This is a genomic window from Deltaproteobacteria bacterium (genome assembly GCA_016709225.1).
Classification (GTDB): domain Bacteria; phylum Myxococcota_A; class Polyangia; order Nannocystales; family Nannocystaceae; genus Xiheibacterium; species Xiheibacterium phototrophicum.
On the sequence record JADJEE010000001.1, the window covers coordinates 65,929 to 82,136 of the forward strand.

15 protein-coding genes are annotated in these 16,208 nt (G+C 71.1%); 7 read left to right on the forward strand and 8 right to left on the reverse strand.

Annotated elements, in window-relative coordinates; all coding sequences use genetic code 11:
* Position 1: 1 nt before the first annotated feature.
* The 4 genes from IPH07_00265 to IPH07_00280 all read left to right on the forward strand — a co-directional run bounded on the left by IPH07_00265 (position 2) and on the right by IPH07_00280 (position 3,711).
* Positions 2-235: a hypothetical protein gene (locus tag IPH07_00265; protein MBK6915808.1), complete on the forward strand. Its 234-nt coding sequence runs from the start codon at positions 2-4 to the stop codon at positions 233-235.
* A 77-nt stretch (positions 236-312) separates the two neighbouring features.
* Entirely contained in the window at positions 313-480 is a 168-nt protein-coding gene (locus IPH07_00270; GenBank protein MBK6915809.1) for a hypothetical protein, read from the forward strand.
* Between the two features lie 76 nt (positions 481-556).
* On the forward strand, positions 557-2,290 hold the full coding sequence (locus IPH07_00275; protein MBK6915810.1) for a DUF1588 domain-containing protein: 1,734 nt from the start codon (positions 557-559) through the stop codon (positions 2,288-2,290).
* Positions 2,290-3,711 (forward strand): DUF1552 domain-containing protein, encoded by a 1,422-nt coding sequence (locus IPH07_00280; GenBank protein ID MBK6915811.1) that lies wholly within the window; start codon positions 2,290-2,292, stop codon positions 3,709-3,711. The genes IPH07_00275 and IPH07_00280 overlap by 1 nt, the downstream gene beginning before the upstream one ends.
* A 15-nt stretch (positions 3,712-3,726) precedes the next feature.
* On the opposite strand, the gene IPH07_00285 is transcribed toward IPH07_00280, so the two are convergent.
* Together IPH07_00285 and IPH07_00290 are read right to left on the reverse strand one after the other, a co-directional pair.
* Entirely contained in the window at positions 3,727-4,344 is a 618-nt protein-coding gene (locus tag IPH07_00285) for a hypothetical protein (protein ID MBK6915812.1), read from the reverse strand.
* A complete protein-coding gene (locus IPH07_00290; protein ID MBK6915813.1) occupies positions 4,344-4,859 on the reverse strand; it encodes a hypothetical protein in 516 nt (171 codons plus the stop codon). Before IPH07_00290 ends, IPH07_00285 begins: the two co-directional genes overlap by 1 nt.
* 239 nt (positions 4,860-5,098) lie before the next feature.
* On the opposite strand from IPH07_00290, the gene IPH07_00295 reads away from it, so the two are divergent.
* Both IPH07_00295 and IPH07_00300 read left to right on the forward strand, forming a co-directional pair.
* The gene (locus IPH07_00295) at positions 5,099-6,094 is read left to right on the forward strand and encodes a hypothetical protein (protein ID MBK6915814.1); all 996 of its coding nucleotides are present in this window, start codon (positions 5,099-5,101) and stop codon (positions 6,092-6,094) included.
* A 12-nt stretch (positions 6,095-6,106) separates the two neighbouring features.
* Positions 6,107-7,351, forward strand: a complete 1,245-nt coding sequence (locus IPH07_00300) for a hypothetical protein (protein MBK6915815.1) — start codon at positions 6,107-6,109, stop codon at positions 7,349-7,351.
* Here the strand turns inward: IPH07_00300 and IPH07_00305 are convergent.
* On the reverse strand, positions 7,338-8,285 hold the full coding sequence (locus IPH07_00305; protein MBK6915816.1) for a hypothetical protein: 948 nt from the start codon (positions 8,283-8,285) through the stop codon (positions 7,338-7,340). The genes IPH07_00300 and IPH07_00305 overlap by 14 nt on opposite strands.
* Positions 8,286-8,321: 36 nt before the next feature.
* Entirely contained in the window at positions 8,322-8,927 is a 606-nt protein-coding gene (locus IPH07_00310) for a hypothetical protein (protein MBK6915817.1), read from the reverse strand.
* A gap of 86 nt (positions 8,928-9,013) precedes the next feature.
* On the opposite strand from IPH07_00310, the gene IPH07_00315 reads away from it, so the two are divergent.
* Positions 9,014-9,739 carry a class I SAM-dependent methyltransferase gene (locus IPH07_00315; GenBank protein MBK6915818.1) on the forward strand — a complete coding sequence of 242 codons (726 nt, stop codon included), beginning with the start codon at positions 9,014-9,016 and terminating at the stop codon, positions 9,737-9,739.
* Between the two features lie 17 nt (positions 9,740-9,756).
* Here the strand turns inward: IPH07_00315 and IPH07_00320 are convergent, their stop codons facing one another.
* From IPH07_00320 to aceB, 4 genes are all read right to left on the reverse strand, one after another.
* Positions 9,757-11,298 carry an alkaline phosphatase family protein gene (locus IPH07_00320; GenBank protein MBK6915819.1) on the reverse strand — a complete coding sequence of 514 codons (1,542 nt, stop codon included), beginning with the start codon at positions 11,296-11,298 and terminating at the stop codon, positions 9,757-9,759.
* A gap of 114 nt (positions 11,299-11,412) precedes the next feature.
* The gene (locus IPH07_00325) at positions 11,413-12,777 is read right to left on the reverse strand and encodes a hypothetical protein (GenBank protein ID MBK6915820.1); all 1,365 of its coding nucleotides are present in this window, start codon (positions 12,775-12,777) and stop codon (positions 11,413-11,415) included.
* A gap of 219 nt (positions 12,778-12,996) precedes the next feature.
* Positions 12,997-14,268 (reverse strand): isocitrate lyase, encoded by a 1,272-nt coding sequence (aceA, locus tag IPH07_00330; protein ID MBK6915821.1) that lies wholly within the window; start codon positions 14,266-14,268, stop codon positions 12,997-12,999.
* Between the two features lie 38 nt (positions 14,269-14,306).
* On the reverse strand, positions 14,307-15,908 hold the full coding sequence (gene aceB, locus IPH07_00335; protein ID MBK6915822.1) for a malate synthase A: 1,602 nt from the start codon (positions 15,906-15,908) through the stop codon (positions 14,307-14,309).
* Positions 15,909-16,208: the final 300 nt, after the last annotated feature.

Consider the following 16,208-nt stretch of genomic DNA (forward strand, 5'->3'; position numbering starts at 1 on the left):
GGTGAGCGCACCACGCGGCGAGCCCACGACGCCCGTGCCGGACCCCTCCATCACCGCCCCGGCCATCGAGCGCACCGATGCCGGCGTGTGCACGCCGATGCCGAAGCAGGGCGATCCGTGCCGTCCCGGCGACGCGTGGTGCGTCGAGTCGTGGGGCGAGCCGGGCGGCCACAGCTCGGCGCTGTGGTGCCGCGACGGCACATGGCAGCGCGAGCAAGAGGTCAACCTCGAGTGATCTGACACGGCCCTCCCGTCCGCGGCCGACGAGGTGCCGGCACGTCGCAGATCCTCGCGCCCAATCTGCTGAACACGGTGGTGACCGTGGTCCCGCTGCGGCTCGGCCACGTCGAGCACGTCCACGCCAAGATGGACCGCGTTGATCGCAGCCTGCGGTGCGTGAACGCGCGGCGGCGAGCCCCGCTCGATCCGCGCGGCAACGCGCTCCTCGAGGTCGTGCACGATCGTGCACGACGATTGTGATCGAGCGCGCCGATGCGGCGCGCGTTCGGTCATCCAGCCGATTGTCGGCGACGTTGCGCTCGGACAGGCTGTCGTCATGGACCGCGCTCGACCGCTGTGCCTGTGCATCGCCCTCGCGACCGGCTGCTACTCGGGCCTGCACGGCGATGGCCCGCAGGCCGGCGGTGAGACGACCGGCGCGAGCGGGCCCGGCAGCGACGGCGGCGGCGATGCGGCCGACGGCGCCGACTCGAGCGGCGGCGAGCTGCCCGGGCTCGAGGTCGGTGCGGTGCCGATGCGGCGCCTCACCAACGGGCAGCACGTGCAGTCGATCCGCGATCTGCTGGCGCTGCCCGACTGGACGCCCGCCGTGGCGCTGCCGGACGAGGGGCTGAGCGGCGAGGCGTTCCGCCTGCCCAACATGGTCGCCGGCGGGGTGACCACCACGCTGCTCGACTTCGGACGCTATCGCAACGTCGCCAAAGAGGCCGCCGAGCTCGCGTTGGCCAGCGACGAGGGCGTGGCGGCGCGGCTGGGTTGCAGCCCGAGCGGCGTCGACGATCCCTGCGTGCGCGCGTGGCTGAGTGCGATCGCGCAGCGGGCCTGGAGCCGCCCGGTCGCGACCGACGACGCGGCGGTCGACGAGCTGCTGGCGATCGTCGACGACGGCACCACGCGGCTCGGCGAGCTGCGCCTCGGTCTGCAGTGGGGCGTCATCGCGCTGCTGCAGACGCCGGAGTTCCTCTACTTCTACCCGCAGGTCGACCCCGCGCAGCCCGACGCAATGGATGACCACTCGCGCGCGCGCTCGCTGTCGCTGATGTTCCTCGACTCGGTGCCCGACGACGACCTGCTGGCCCGTGCGCGCGCGGGTGAGCTGGGCGATCCGGCCGTGGTCGAGGCCGAGGTCGATCGCCTGATCGCCCAGATGGTCGCCGACCCGGCCCACCGTGGCGCGCCCAAGCGCTTCTTTGCCGAGTGGTGGAGCACCACCGTGGTCGACGCGGTCGGCAAGGACCCCACTGCGTACCCCGATTTCACGCCGACGCTGCGCACCGCGATGCGGCAGGAAGTCGAGGCGATGATCGACGACCTGGTGTTCGAGCGACGCGACGATCTGCGCAAGGCCGTCCGCGCCGACACGCTCTACGTCAACGACGAGCTCGCGGTGCTCTACGGCGTGGCGGGCAGCTTCGGCCCGGAGATCGAGGCCATCGAGCTGCCGCCCGACAGCCCCCGGAGCGGCCTGCTCAGCACCGGCGCGTTCCTCTCGGTGATGTCGCACCCCTCGACGACCTCGCCGGCGGCGCGCGGCAAATTCATCTCGCAGCGCCTGCTGTGCCGCGAGATCCCGCCACCGCCACCCAACGTCAGCAACACCATCCCGCCGCCCGAGGGCGCCGAGACCAAGCGCGACCGCTTCGAGCGTCACACCTCGGATCCGACCTGCGCGGGCTGCCACAAGATGATGGATCCGATGGGCCTCGCGCTCGAGGAGTTCGACGCGATCGGGGCGTGGCGGGCGACCGAGCAGGTCGATTTCGAAGGCGAGAGCTACGAGCTGCCGCTCGACCTCGCCGGCGAGCTCGATGGCGTCGCGTTCGCCACGAGCAGGGAGCTCGCGGCCGCGGTGGCCGAAAACCCCGACCTGGTGCCGTGCGTGACGCGGCAGTTCCTGCGTCACGCGCTCGGGCGCGAGCTCGAGGGCACCGAAGAGGTCGCGATCGACGACCTCGCCGCCCAGCTCGCGGCGGCCGACTTCGACTTCCTGACGCTGATGCGACAGGTCGCGATCCACGACGTGTTCACGACGATTGTGAGGGAGGAGTGATGCGCACACGAACCATCGGACGTCGGACCCTGTTGAAGGGCATGGCCGCCGGCACCACGTTCACCGTGGGCCTGCCGATCCTCGAGGCGATGCTCGACGCTCACGGCGAGGCGCACGCGGACGGCAGCGCGATCGCACCGGTGTTCCTGGCGTATTCGTGGGGCAGCGGCGTCGGCAACTTCGACGACATGTTCGATCACTGGACGCCGACGGGCACCGGCGCGAACTGGGGGCTGTCACAGGAGCTGGCGCCGCTGGCGGCCCACAAGCCCTACGTGACCGCGCTGTCCAACATGCGGCCGTACGTGACCGGCGGCCACCACGAGCTGCGCGCGACGGTGTTCTCGGGGCAGCAGCGCATCGACCCCGCGTACGACGCCAACGGTGCCTACCAGAGCATCGGTTCCGATCGCGCCAGCATCGATCAGTACATCGCCGATCGGCTGGTCGAGCAGGGCGACGCCTCACCGTTTCGCTCGCTGGTGCTGTCGCTGTCCAGCGTCGGCCTGCACTACGGCGGCGTCGGGCGCGGGCTGTCGTTCTCGTGGGGGGCGGGCTACCAGCTGCTGACGCCCGAGACCTCACCGCTGGCGCTGTATCAGCAGCTCTTCGCCGACTTCTCGCCCGACCCCGATCTTGCCGGGCCGAGCCCGCAGTCCTTGGTGGAGCTGCGCGCGCTCGATGCGGTGCTGGCCAGCGCGAATCGGCTGCGCGATCGCGTCAGCGCCTACGATCGTGCGCGCATCGACGCCCACCTCGAGGCGCTGTACGAGACCGAGCACGCCATCGAGACCCTCGCCGGCATCACCTGCGAGCTACCGACGCAGCCGACCGGCAACTACCCCGCCAACGACGCCTTCATCGAGCCGCTGGTCGAGAAGAACCTCGCGTTCTCGAAGCTCATCGCGCAGGCGCTCTCCTGCGGGCTGACGCGCTCGATCCACTACATGTTCGGCACCATGCAGGCCGACACCGTCATCGCCGACGTCGGTGCCACCGACGGCATGCACCTGCTCAGCCACAACGATCTGACGGGCACGCAGGTGTCGCAGCCCGAGATGATCGACAAGGTCGCGACCTACGTCATCGAGCGGCTGTCGGATCTGCTGACCGAGCTCGCGGGGGTGACCATCGCCGATGGCAACCTGCTCGACCACGCCTGCATCATGGTCGCCTCGGAGATGATGGACGGGCGGTACCACGGCGCCGACAAGGGCACGCCGATGCTGCTCATCGGCAAGGCCGGCGGGCGCCTGCGCACCGACTACCACTACCAGCCGTCGGTCGACGCGCCGTCGTCGGTACGCAACTGCTCGAACGTGCTGCTGACGGCGATGCAGGCCATGGGCATCGATGAGACCACCATCGACGGCGGCCTCGCGGAGAGCCCCGGCGGGCCCATCGACGAGCTGTTGCTGTAGCGGTGCCCGGTAGTGCTACCTCAGCGCCGCGTGGGCGCGACGCAGGTTGTCGCGCGCGGGCGCGTCGTGACTGGCGTGGAAGCGCTCCGAGAGGAAGATGCGGGGCTGCGCGAGCAGGCCCGCCAGGAACGCGCCCCGCCCGGCGCGGTAGAGCGGCGGGGGCACGGCCGCGTACTCGATCGCGATCGCGGCCTCGTAGGCGTCGTAGCGGTCAGGCGATGCGCCGAGGATCGCCATGTCGCAGTCGAGGAAGTGGCGCGCGTCGTCGTCGAGCGGCTCGCCCGAGAGCTTGCCGTGGCGCGCGGTGAGCTCGACGAGCCGCACGACGGTGTCGACGTCGAGCCCTCGATCAGGCAGGTGCTGCGTCACCAGCTCGCGGGCGAGTGCTGCGCTGCGGGCTTCGTTGTCGGCGGCACCGGCGACATAGACCGCATCGTGGAAGAGGATCGCGAGCAGGACCTCGTCGCTCTGGCGCCAGCCGAGCGTCTGCGCGACGTCGTCGTAGTCGCGCAGCACCTCCAGCACGTGCCCGAAGTGGTGGTACGCCCGTGGCGGGGTCGCGTAGGCGGCCTCGATCGCGGCCAGCAGCGCCGGCGGCACCCAGGCGGGCGAGCGCGGCGTCGCGACCGGCATCAGCCCTTGCCGTACTTGCCCATGCAGGCCGGCAGGTACTCGTTGATCGACTTCTGCAGCTGCTCGTCGGTCGCCTCGAGCGCGAACTTCTGGCACATCGCGACCTTCACGTCGTTCATGTCGGTGCACTGCTTGCGCAGCAGGCCCAGCTGCGTCGTCAGGGCCGACTCCTCGATCTGCGGGTGGAACTTCTTCATGAAGCCGCTCTGCGCCTGCACGACCTGCTCGCAGGCCTCGGCGATCTTCTTGGGCATCTTGGTGCCGTCGGGGATCACCGTGATCTGCTGGATCTTGGCGGCGATGTCGGCCTCGGCCTGCTTGGCATCGGCCTCCTTCTTCTCGCGCTCCTGCCGGCGCTTCTCGATGCGGGCCTTGGCCTCGGCGTCCTCTTTGGCCTTGGCGTCGACCGCGGGGTCGGCCTTGGCCTCGGCGGGCTTGTTGTCGCAGGCGAGGCCGGGGCCGAGCAGCGCGGCGAGCAGGACGGAGGCGGGGGTGCGGCAGCGAGGGTGGAGCATGCTCGCGCGAAAGCGTCGCACAACTCGCGGGCGCATGTCACAGGTGGCGGGGACCCCGGGCCGGCGCGGCGCAATCGAACCCGAGGGTTAAACCGAAGCTCGCGGCGGTGGCACTGGCACCTGCGATGGGCCACCACCACGCACTTCGATCGCAGCCGCCGTTTTGCCTGTTCGTCGCCGCGCTGGCCTGCAGTGCGTGTAGTGGCGACGACGGGGATGACCGCCCAGGGCTCCCGCCGGTGACGGCGGTCAAGGCCACGCCACAGGCGCAGTGCGTCGCCAACGTGATCGGCATCGGCGAGATCGATCTGGAGAACGACTACCTGCCCCACGTGGTGCACTGCGAGAACGGGGGCGCCAACTTCGAGGCGCTCAAGGCCCAGGCGATCGCCGCGCGCTCGGTGGTCTACCAGTCGATGGCGACCCACGGCAACATCTGCGATGGCCAGGGCTGCCAGGTCTACTCGTGCGGCTCGGAGCCGACCGAGGAACAACGTCGCGCGGTGGCCGAGACCGCCGGACAGATCCTCACGTACAACGGGCAGATCACCTACGGATTCTTCGTCGCGGGTGATCCCAACACCGCGCCGCCGGACTGCGTCGGCAAGCCCGGCGCGAAGACCGAGTCGCTGGTGACGTACAACGAGGGCGCCGTGGGGGACGACGTCGAGCAGACCGAGCTCGGCTGGGTCTATCAACCCGGCGAAGGTGGCTACGGTACCAACCGCGGCTGCATGTCGCAGTGGGGCGCGCGCTGCCTCGAGAACAACTTCGGCTACCGTGCCGAGGACATCCTGCGGACCTACTACGGCGCCGACATCGAGATCCTGCACGCGCAGGGCGAGTGCGTGGGCCCAGCCCCCGAGCCGCAGCCGACCCCACCCGAGCCACCCGCACCCGCCTGCGACGCCGTGCTCGCCCCCGGCGAAGTGCTCTTCGCCGACGAGTGGGTGAGCTCGTGCAACGGTCGCTTCACGCTATGGATGCAGAGCGACGGCAACGTCGTGTTGTACGAGGAGGCCACCGGCAAGGCGCTGTGGAACACGCAGACCGTCGGCACGAAGCAGCCTGCGCTCGTGATGCAGGAGGACGGCAACTTCGTGCTGTACGACGGCAACGGCGCCGCGGTCTGGCACACCAGCACCCACGGACACCCGGGTGCGATGATGCGGGTCGAGGACGCTGGCAACGTCGTGGTGTGGAACGGCTGGACGCCGATCTGGTCGGCGCGCTAGCTTGAGACGCCGGTGGGCGTGCACGACCATGGTGCCTCGATGCGCCCGTCGATGGCCGCCGCGCTGCTGTGCGGCCTCGTCGGCCTCGGCTGCCAGAGCGAGCCCGGCACGTCGCATGGCGGCGCCGCCCCGCCGCCGCCCACCTCGCCGCCGCCCAGCGCCTCGTCACCCGAAGGCCCCGCGCTCGTGCGTGCGGCCGCGGCCGAGCTGCCGGCCACGCCGACCGGGCCGCTGCGTTGGACCACGAGGCTCGTGCTGCCCGCGCCGCATCGGCAGCCGAGCTATCTGTTGCCGACGCCGTCCGGGCTGGTCGTCACCGCGTCGATCGATGCGCTCGGCGTCGATGGAGCCGCGGTGTTCCGCGTCGAGCACGGGGCTGCGCGGCGGTTGTTCGAGTGGCAAGGGCAGGGCTTCCTGCGAGCGCACTGGATCGACGACCGGATCGTCGTGCCCGATGCCGACGCGCCGTTCGGGCTCGGCGCGATCGTGCAGCTGGACCTCGATGGCTACGTCTTCATCCTCGATGCCGCCGATGATCCCGCGGCGGCGCAGCGCGAGATCTTGCCCGCCGTCTATCACGTGTTCGACGTGGCGGTGGTCGACGGGCGCATGGTCGCGTCGACCGGCGCCTACGTGCCCGGCGATCTGCCGTATCGATCGTCGCGCGCACCTGCGGCGTTGTTCGTGCGGGGGGACAAGGGGCGGCCGTGGACGCGTGTGCTCGAGACACCGCAGGTCCCGGCGGGCACCGACACGCCGGTCACGCGCTTCACGTACCTGCTGTCGCTCGACCGCGGGGTGTTGCTCGCGGGGCTCTCCCACTGGGACGCCGCGGAGGTCGTGCGCATCGACGGCCTGCCGGACGCACCGCGGATGCACGTGGCGTCGGGGGTCGCGGGCGAGACCGTGCGATGGGAGCGATGGGGCGATCGCATCGTGCATCTCGGCCTCGAGGGGCTCGCGATCTCGCACGATGGCGGTCGGCGCTTCGAGCCGCTGGTGACCCCCGCGGTACCCCATGGCGTGCTCGCGACGAAGGACGCGCTGCTGGTGCTCTGTGAAGGAGCGCTGTTCGCCACCGGCGATGGCGTCGAGTACCGTGAGCTGGCCGCCCGCGACCTCGCGCTCGACGTACCGCCGACGCCGCTCTTACACGTCCCGATGGCGGTGCAGGACGGGCGCTTGTGGGCCGCCAATCCCGTCACCGGCGCGCTGCTCGAGGCGGTCGCCGGCGCGCCCGTGATCACTGCGCGGTGATGCGGACGCTGACCGTGTACGTGCTGTCGCCCGGGTCCCACAGGAAGCCGCCGTCGCGGAGCACCGCCGCGGGCACGGGGCCGCAGATTTCGCCCTCGTCGAGGAAGCACTCGGTGACGATGGCCTCGTCGCCGAGGCTGTCCTCGTCCCAGAACGCCAGGGTCAGCACCGTGGCGTCCGAGATCTTCGAGGACCACGGCACCGTCCAGCTCGCGTTGGTGGTGTTGGCGACGGTCTCGGAGGTGAACACGATGTCACCGCCGTAGAGCACCTGGTAGTACGGATCCGCGTAGCAATTGATCGCGCCGTCCCAGCAGATCGGCGTGTGATCGACCCACTGGTCCACGACCAGATCGTAGGTGGCCTCGCCGATGGCAAGGCATTCGTGCGTGGAGGCGCTGCAGACCTCGCCGTCGGCGCAGTCGTCGTTGGAGCTGCAGACACCCGGGCACGCGAGCATGTAGTCGCCGCAGCAATCGCCCATGTTGGCGCAGATCGGATCGCAGTAGCACATGCCCGCGGGATCGGGCACCGGGTTGCCGCACTGGCCGACGCACGAGCCCGGCGTGTCGATGGTGCCGGTGTCGCTGCCGACTTCACCGGCGCTGGTGTCGAGTCCGGTGTCGCCGGTGGTCTTCGCGGTGCCACCTCCCTCGGCGCCGTCGTCGGTGCCGGCCATCGGGCGGCTGGTGCCGCCGAGATCGACACACAGCTGCGATGCGCAGATGAGGCCCGCGTCACAGACGCCGCCGTCGAGACACGGGCAGGTCTCGGCGCCCGGTGTGCACGCGCCGGAGGTCGTTCCGCTGTCGACACCGCCGGTCGCGACGCCATCGTCACCGCGGAACTGCTCGCTGAAGCACGCCGCCAGCAGCAACGCCGGCAGCGCCAGGCGTCGAGCAGGGTCGAGCGAGCAGCGGAACGCGGGGGACAAGGGGCGTCCTAGTTCAGCACGGTGCCGCGCGAGGCGTCAAACCGGGGGGCGTGCACGCTCGGGCACGGTGTCGCGACGACGTCGGCCGGCGGCAGCGAGGTCGAGCACGGGCAGCAGCAGCCACGCGGTCGCTGCACCCGCGAACGCCAGCAGCGGTCGGACGTCGCGGACCAGACCACCGTTGCGCGTGGGCCACCACCACGCGAGCACCAGCCCCCACGCGACCACGATTGCAGGGGTCGCGATCGGCAGCATCCGCTCGAGCACACGCCCCCGCGGCACTGCGGTGCGGGCGAAGCACACGCCGGCGAACCCCGCGGCGGCGATCGGCACGCCGAGGATCAGCCCACCGACCACGCGGGCGAGCCCCAGCATGCCTTCGCCGGTGTTGCCCAGGTGCGGCAGCGCCGTGAGCACGACGGTGGTGCAGGGGATGCCGCAACCGACCGCGACCGCGATGCGCCCACCGGTGCTCGCCGGGCGGTTCGGATCGCCACGGATGCCGGCCCACACCGCGAGCTGGCACAGCAACACCGCCGCCGCGAGACCGACGAAGTCGTCGGTGCCCGCGTCGAACCACAGCGCCGCCGCGAGTAGGGCGGTGCAGGCGACGATCCACGGCGGTGACAGCGGGCGCGGCATCGACCCCACGATAGCGCACCCAAGATGGGCCACCGCCGTGGCGGTCGGCACACCGTGGCGCCACGTGCAGCACGACCGGCTCTCGAATGACCGCTACGCCCGCCAGCTCCGCCTCGCACGAGCCCGCGACCCCGAGCGCCGAGCAGGCGCTGTGGGACGCATACCACCTGTTGTTGATGGGCCCCGACAGCGAGCGCCTGCGCAAGTTGTTGGTGCGCTACGACGCGTTCCGGCTCGCGCTCGAGCTGCCGGGTGACATCGTCGAGTGCGGCGTCTTCAAGGGCGCGGGCCTGCTGACGTGGCTCAAGTTCCTGCACGTGCACGCGCCCGGCTCGGCGCGTCGCGTGATCGGCTTCGACACCTTCGACGCGTTCGCGGCTCCGCCGGCCGGTGACGCCGCCGCCAACGGCCACGACGCCGCGGTCGTCGCGGCGTTCGTGCGCGAGACCGGCCACCAGGGCACGTCACCCGCGTCGCTGCGCGCCGCGATTGCGGCCGCGGGCATTGCCGCCGAGCGTTGCGAGCTGGTCGCGGGCGACATCCGCACCACCGCGTCCGACTACGCGCGTACGAATCCCGGCCTGCGGATCTCGCTGCTGCACATGGATCTCGATCTCGGCGAGCCGACGTTCGCGGCGCTCTCGGCCCTGTGGCCGCGGGTGGTCCCGGGCGGGGTGGTCGTGTTCGACGAGTACGCCGCGCCGCGGTGGAGCGAGAGCGATGGTGTCGATCGCTTCTTCGCCGGCACCGGCGTGCGCCTGCGGACGTGGGCCCACGCGCGCACGCCGACGGCGTACGTCATCAAGCCCTGAAGCCCGTCCGGGCGCGCTCACTCGTCGGCGATCGTGACGACGCCGAGTCGTTGACCCCAGCGCAGAACCGCCGCGAGTGCGTCGTCGGCCGCCGCGCGCGTGCGGGTGGGGCCGTGGCCCTTGCGGGCGGCGAGCTCGGCGAGCTCGATCTGGCCCGGCAGGTCGGCCACGTCGTGCTGCACGACCGGACGCCGCACGACTGTCATCGGCAGCGCGATCGGGGGCTGCGGCGCGTCGATGAACGCGGGATCGATGCAGCCCGAGAGGTCGTTGGTCGCGGTGACCCGAGCGTTGAGCGGCTCGAGCCCCCAACGCACCGTCGCAGTCGCGGCCACCGACACATGATCGTATTGGATCGAGTTGACGCAGCCGCGCTTGACCATCCCGCCGACCACCAGCGCCGGCACGCGGAAGCCCAGCTGCTGGAACTCCGGGTCGGGGTCGGAGGTCGTCGGTGGCGGCACGTGGTCGTAGAAGCCGCCGTGCTCGTCGTAGGTGATGACCAAGAGCGTGCGGTCCCACAGCGGGCTGGCCGCGAGCGCCTGGTAGATGGTCGCGAGGAATGCCTGGCCCATGGTGACGTCGGCGGGCGGATGGTCGTCGTTGCCGATGGTGCCGTTGGCGGTGAGGATCGGATCGACGATGCAGAACTCCGGCAGCGTGCCGCCGGCGACGTCGTCGAAGAACTGCGAGATCTGTGCGATGCCCTCGGTCTTGCCGTAGGTCAGCACGAACGGCAGATTCGAGCTGTAGTAGAGGTTGCTGATGCCGGCGTCGTCGAGGCGGTCGAAGATGCTCGGGATCTCCGACACCGGATCGTTGGTCTTCATGCCGCCCGAGGTGCCCAGGTGCAGGTGGAAGCGGTTGGGCCAGGTCGGCCCCATCACCGACGCGAACCATCGCTCGCACAGCATGTAGTTGTCGGCCAGCGTGTACGAGACCGGCAGGGTCTCGCGCACGTGATAGCCCATGATCTCCCCGGGGTCGGGCGCGCCGTCGTCGGCGTACTCGGTGACGAAGCCATCGTTGGCACCGCCGTTCCACTGCGCGTGCGAGGCGTCCCAGCCGTGGGGCGGGTCGAAGGCCACCACCGGGTCGGTCAGCGGGAACACGCCGTGGGCCATGCCCATCGCGTCGGGGTTGCTCTCGTCACCGCCGAGGCCGTCGACGGCGAGGCCCTCGACCAGGGCCCGCGCGCCGAACATGTGATCGAACGAGCGGTTCTCCATCATCACGACCACGATGTGCTCGACACCGGCGAGCAGCGCCTGCGGCGACATGTCCGTGGTCGCGCTGCAGTCCGACATCGGCGGGCCATCGTCGCCGGTCGAGCTGTCGGCGCCCGAGCTGCTGCCCGTGTCGCCAGAGCCGTCGCTGCCCGAGCTGCCGGCGCCGGAGCTGCCGGAGGTGGGGTCGTCGCCGGTGGTGCCGTCGCCACCCGCGGTGTTGCCGTCGTCGCTGCCGCAGGCGGTGCCGGCGAGGCCGAGCGCGCCGAGTCCCTGCAGCGCGCGGCGACGCGACCAGTGCCGTCGGATCTCACGCAGTGTCTTGCGATGCATCGAAACCAACCCCCCGCGAAGAACGCGGCGCCGATGCTAGCACCACGCTGGAGGTCCGGCGCAGCGGGTCGGCGGGCGCGTCGTGCCGCGCCCGCCTTCGGGCCGACCGAAGGCTCAGCCGCCGCAGTCGGCGGGGTCGGTGCCCTCGGGGCACAGGCCGCTGCCCTCGGGCTCGTCGCACTCGCCGTCGTTGGTGTACGGGCACGGCCCGCCGCCGCCGCTCGACGAGCCGGCGCTGTCGGTCACGGTGGCGCTGGCGTCGGTGAGTGACGCGCTCGCGCCGGTGAGTGACGCGCTGGCGTCGGTGTCGCCGCCGCTCGAGTCGCCGCCGCTGCCACAGTCGAACGGATCGCTGCCCTCGTCGCAGGTGCCGCTGCCCTCCGGCTCGTCGCACACGCCGTCGAACTGCGTCGCACAGATGCCGCCGCAATCGAACGGGTCGGTGCCCTCCTCGCAGTAGCCGGTGCCTTCGGGCTCGTCGCACACGCCGTCGTCGCGGTACAGGCAGAAGCCGACCGCGTCGGGGATGTCGCACGCGACCGCGGGCGCATCGACGCAGGTACCACCCGCGCTGCAGACGAACCCCGGCGCGCACACGCCCGTCGGGCACATCTCGCCCTTGCCGGGCGGGGCCGCGCACACGCCGGTGTCGAAGTCACACGACAGGCCGGCGGCACACACCGCATCGGGGCACGGCTGCCCGTCGCCGGGCAGCGCGACGCAGTTCATGCCGTCGCAGATGCTCGAAGTGTCGCACACGCCGGTCGGGCACGGCTGGCCAGCGCCCGGCAGCTTCGCGCACTTCAGGCTGTTGGGATCGCAGGTGAGATCGACGTCGCAGCCACCGTCATCGTGGGGGTTGCACTTCTTGCCGCTGGCGGCGACCGGCTCGCAGGTGCGGCCGCCGTCGGCGTCGGGATCGAGGCACGCCAGCCCCGGCGGGCACTCGACGAAGGCACCGCAGAGGTCGCCCTTCTTCGAGGGGATCGGGATGCACAGGTCGGCGCAGGTCAGGCCCTGCTCGCAGGTGTCGCCGAGCTGCGAGAAACCGCCGCCGTCGATCGCCACGCAGGTCTCACCCAGCTGTCCGTTGCCGGCGACGAGCTTGCAGCGCTGCGCTGCGAACGCGAGATCGGTGATGCGCTGATCGTCCGCGACCTCGTTGGCCTTCTTGCAGCCCAGCGCGTCGATGTACGCGTTGGCGCGGTCGAGACACTCGGCGTGGTAGTGCAGCCCGAGCAGCTGCGCCTCGGCGATGCCCTCGGCGAGCTCGGGGGTCACCGCGGCCTCGCACTTGGAGGGCTCTGCGAGGCCGGTCGCGCAGTCGCACGACGCGTACGGCTGGCAGACCAGCTGGGCCAGATCGGCCGCGACCGCGTCGTACTCGATCGCGACGCCGCCCTCCTGCTTGTCCTTGCAGGACACGAAGCCGAGCCACCCAAACGCCAGACACACGCCGATTCGTCGTGACACCCTCATCGAAACGCCTCCTCGAGACCAAGGCGGACCGCGGATGCGACGTGGGCGAGGGGCCCGCGCCGGCCGGTGGCCGCCGGCGACAGTGTGCGGCACAACCGGGGGCCCGCACAATCCCGCGGCCCCGATCGAAGGGACGACCGTGGCCAAGGGGGCGGTGATCCAGGCCCGAGGGCGCCGCGGCCTGCGGGCGCTCGGGCGGGTGACGAGCGCGCCGCGGCGTCAGTGCTTGAACTGCGCCGCCTCGGTCGAGGCGTCCATCGCGAGCGTCGAGGCCTGACCACCGGAGACGATCTTCGAGACCTCGTCGAAGTAGCCGGTGCCGACCTCGCGCTGGTGGCGGGTGGCCGTGTAGCCGGCGGCCTCGGCGGCGAACTCGGCCTGCTGCAGCTCGCTGTACGCCGACATGCCGCGCTCGGCGTAGGCGCGGGCGAGCTCGAACATGCCGTGGTTGAGGCTGTGGAACCCGGCCAGCGTCACGAACTGGAACTTGTAGCCCATCGCGCCCAGCTCCCGCTGGAACTTGGCGATGGTCGCGTCGTCGAGCTTGGCCTTCCAGTTGAAGGACGGCGAGCAGTTGTACGCCAGCATCTTGCCGGGGAACGCCTCGCGCACGCCCTCGGCGAACTGCTTGGCCTCGTGCAGGTCGGGCGTCGAGGTCTCGCACCACAGCAGATCGGCGTAGGGTGCGTAGGCCTTGGCGCGGGCGATCGCCATCTCGACGCCGCCCTTGATCTGATGGAAGCCCTCGGGGGTGCGCTCGCCGGTGATGAACGGCTTGTCGCGCTCGTCGAGGTCGGCGGTCAGCAGCCGCGCGCTGTCGGCATCGGTGCGGGCGATGAGCAGCGTGGGCACGCCCTCGACGTCGGCGGCCAGGCGCGCGGCCACCAGCGCGCGGATGAACTGGCTGCCCGGCACCAACACCTTGCCACCGAGGTGGCCGCACTTCTTCTCGCTCGAGAGCTGATCCTCGAAGTGCACCGCCGCCGCGCCCGCGTCGATCATGCTCTTCATGAGCTCGTAGGCGTTGAGTGGGCCACCGAAGCCGGCCTCGGCGTCGGCGACGATGGGCGCGAACCAGTTGCGGCCGATCTTGCCCTCGGCGCTCTCGATCTGATCCGCACGCTGCAGCGCCGCGTTGATGCGGCGCACCAGCTGTGGCACCGAGTTGGCGGGGTAGAGGCTCTGGTCCGGGTAGGTGTTGCCCGCGAGGTTGGCGTCGGCCGCGACCTGCCAGCCGCTCACGTAGATCGCGTCGAGGCCGGCGCGGACCTGCTGCACCGCCTGGTTGCCGGTGAGCGCGCCGAGACCGGCGACGAACGGACGCTCGTGGATGAGCTCCCACAGCCGCTCGGCGCCGAGCCGGGCGAGCGTGTGCTCGACCACGACGCTGCCGCGCAGGCGCGCGACGTCGTCGGGGGAGTAGGGGCGCGAGATGCCGTGCCAGCGGGCGTCGGAGAAGGTCAGGGCGGAGGTGGTCTTGGGCGTCAACATGGCTCTTTGCTTTCGTGCACGCGGTGGGTTCGCGCCGATCAGTCGATGTGCGCGTAGGCGGGAAGCGTGAGGAAGTCGGCCAGCGTCTCGTCGCACGCGACCGTCTCGAACAGCTCGCGCGCGAGCCCGAAGCGGCCCGACGCGAAGCGAGCGTCGCCGACCTCGCCGCGGATGGTCGCCATTTCCTGGTCGACGACCTGCCGCACGCGCGTCGCGGTGAGGCGCTCGCCACCGTCCAGCGTCGCGCCGTGGCGCAGCCACTGCCACACCTGCGCGCGCGAGATCTCGGCGGTCGCCGCGTCCTCCATCAGGTCGTAGAGCGGCACGCAGCCGTTGCCGCCCAGCCAGGCCTCGAGGTACTGCACGCCGACGCGGATGTTGTGGCGCAGGCCGGCCTCGCTGCGCGTGCCGGTCGGCACCTGCAGCAGCGCGGCGGCGTCGAGCTGCACGTCGTCGCGGCCGCGCCCGATCTGGTTGGGCCCCGGCATGCTGGCGTCGAAGCAGCGGCGCGCCAGCTCGATGAGGCCGGGGTGCGCGACCCAGGTGCCGTCGTGGCCGGCTTCGACCTCGCGGCGCTTGTCCTGCTCGACCTTCGCCATCGCGGCGTCGTTGGCCGCGGCGTCGCGCTTGATGGGGATCTGCGCGGCCATGCCGCCCATCGCGTGGATGCCTCGCGCGTGGCAGACCTTGATGACGAGGTTGGTGTACGCGGCCATGTTGGGCTGCGTCATCGTGATCTGGCTGCGATCGGGCAGGGTCGCGCCTGCGCGCGCGCGCAGGGTCTTGATGAACGAGAAGATGTAGTCCCAGCGGCCGCAGTTGAGGCCCGCGGAGTGCTCGCGCAGCTCCCACAGGATCTCGTGCATCTCGAAGGCCGCGGGCAGGGTCTCGATCAGCACGGTCGCGCGGATGCTGCCGCGCGGGATGCCGAGCTGCGCCTGCGACCACGTGAAGACCTCGTTCCACCAGCGGGCCTCACGGTGGCTCTGCAGCTTGGGCAGGTAGAAGTAGGGGCCGGTGCCGGCGCCCAGCAGCGCGCGCGCGTTGTGGAAGAAGAACAGCCCGAAGTCGACCAGCGAGCCCGGCGCCGCGGCGCCGTCGACCTCGAGGTGGCGCTCGGGCAGGTGCAGGCCCCGCGGCCGCACGAAGAGCGTGGCCAGCTCGGCGTCGGCGCGCAGCTGGTACTGCTTGCCGCGCTCGTCGTCCGTCCACGCCAGCGTGCGCGCGACCGCCTGCTGCAGGTTGCGCTGGCCGCCCATCATGTTCGCCCACGTCGGCGCGCTCGAGTCCTCGAAGTCCGCCATGTAGACGTTGGCGCCCGAGTTGAGCGCGTTGATGATCATCTTCGCGTCGACCGGACCGGTGATCTCGACGCGGCGATCGGCGAGGTCGGGGGGGCACGTCGCGACGGACCACGCGCTACGGCGGATCTCCTCGGTGTCGGCGAGGAACGTCAGCGGTGCACCTGCGTCGATCTCGGCCTGCCGATCGGCGCGCGCCGCCAACAAGCGCTCGAGCGCGGGTCGGAAGCGACGTACGAGTGCACCCACGAAGGCGAGTGCCTCCGGGCTCAGTACTTCGCTGTACGAGCTCGCATCGGCGAGCGGACGGGCAGGCGCATCGGGGCTCGAAGGCGGCATCGGCAACCTCGGCAGTGTGCCGCAAATTCATTTTCATGGGGCCGCCCGTCCGCGAAATTGTGGCGCCAGATGGCGCTGAAACCTGTAAAACGCCGTCGGCGGATCTCGTGTGAAGCTGTCAAGTCTGTGAAGATCGCGGCGGCTCCGACCGCGCGACGACGGCACCTCCGCGGATCCGTCGCCCGTCGTGATGTCGGTCGCGACCGCGCGCATGCAACCGCGCTGCAAGCGTGCGCGGAGTGTCCGGCGTAGGTGTCATCGAACGCCGCGTACCGTCGAATCGCGCACGCATCGAGCGCG

Coding starts and splice junctions, on each gene's coding strand:
- IPH07_00275 (MBK6915810.1), top strand. CDS start 557: ATGGACCGCGCTCGACCGCTGTGCCTGTGCATCGCCCTCGCGACCGGC.
- IPH07_00280 (MBK6915811.1), top strand. CDS start 2,290: ATGCGCACACGAACCATCGGACGTCGGACCCTGTTGAAGGGCATGGCC.
- IPH07_00285 (MBK6915812.1), bottom strand. CDS start 4,344: ATGCCGGTCGCGACGCCGCGCTCGCCCGCCTGGGTGCCGCCGGCGCTG.
- IPH07_00290 (MBK6915813.1), bottom strand. CDS start 4,859: ATGCTCCACCCTCGCTGCCGCACCCCCGCCTCCGTCCTGCTCGCCGCG.
- IPH07_00310 (MBK6915817.1), bottom strand. CDS start 8,927: ATGCCGCGCCCGCTGTCACCGCCGTGGATCGTCGCCTGCACCGCCCTA.
- IPH07_00315 (MBK6915818.1), top strand. CDS start 9,014: ATGACCGCTACGCCCGCCAGCTCCGCCTCGCACGAGCCCGCGACCCCG.
- IPH07_00320 (MBK6915819.1), bottom strand. CDS start 11,298: ATGCATCGCAAGACACTGCGTGAGATCCGACGGCACTGGTCGCGTCGC.
- IPH07_00325 (MBK6915820.1), bottom strand. CDS start 12,777: ATGAGGGTGTCACGACGAATCGGCGTGTGTCTGGCGTTTGGGTGGCTC.
- aceA (MBK6915821.1), bottom strand. CDS start 14,268: ATGTTGACGCCCAAGACCACCTCCGCCCTGACCTTCTCCGACGCCCGC.
- aceB (MBK6915822.1), bottom strand. CDS start 15,908: ATGCCGCCTTCGAGCCCCGATGCGCCTGCCCGTCCGCTCGCCGATGCG.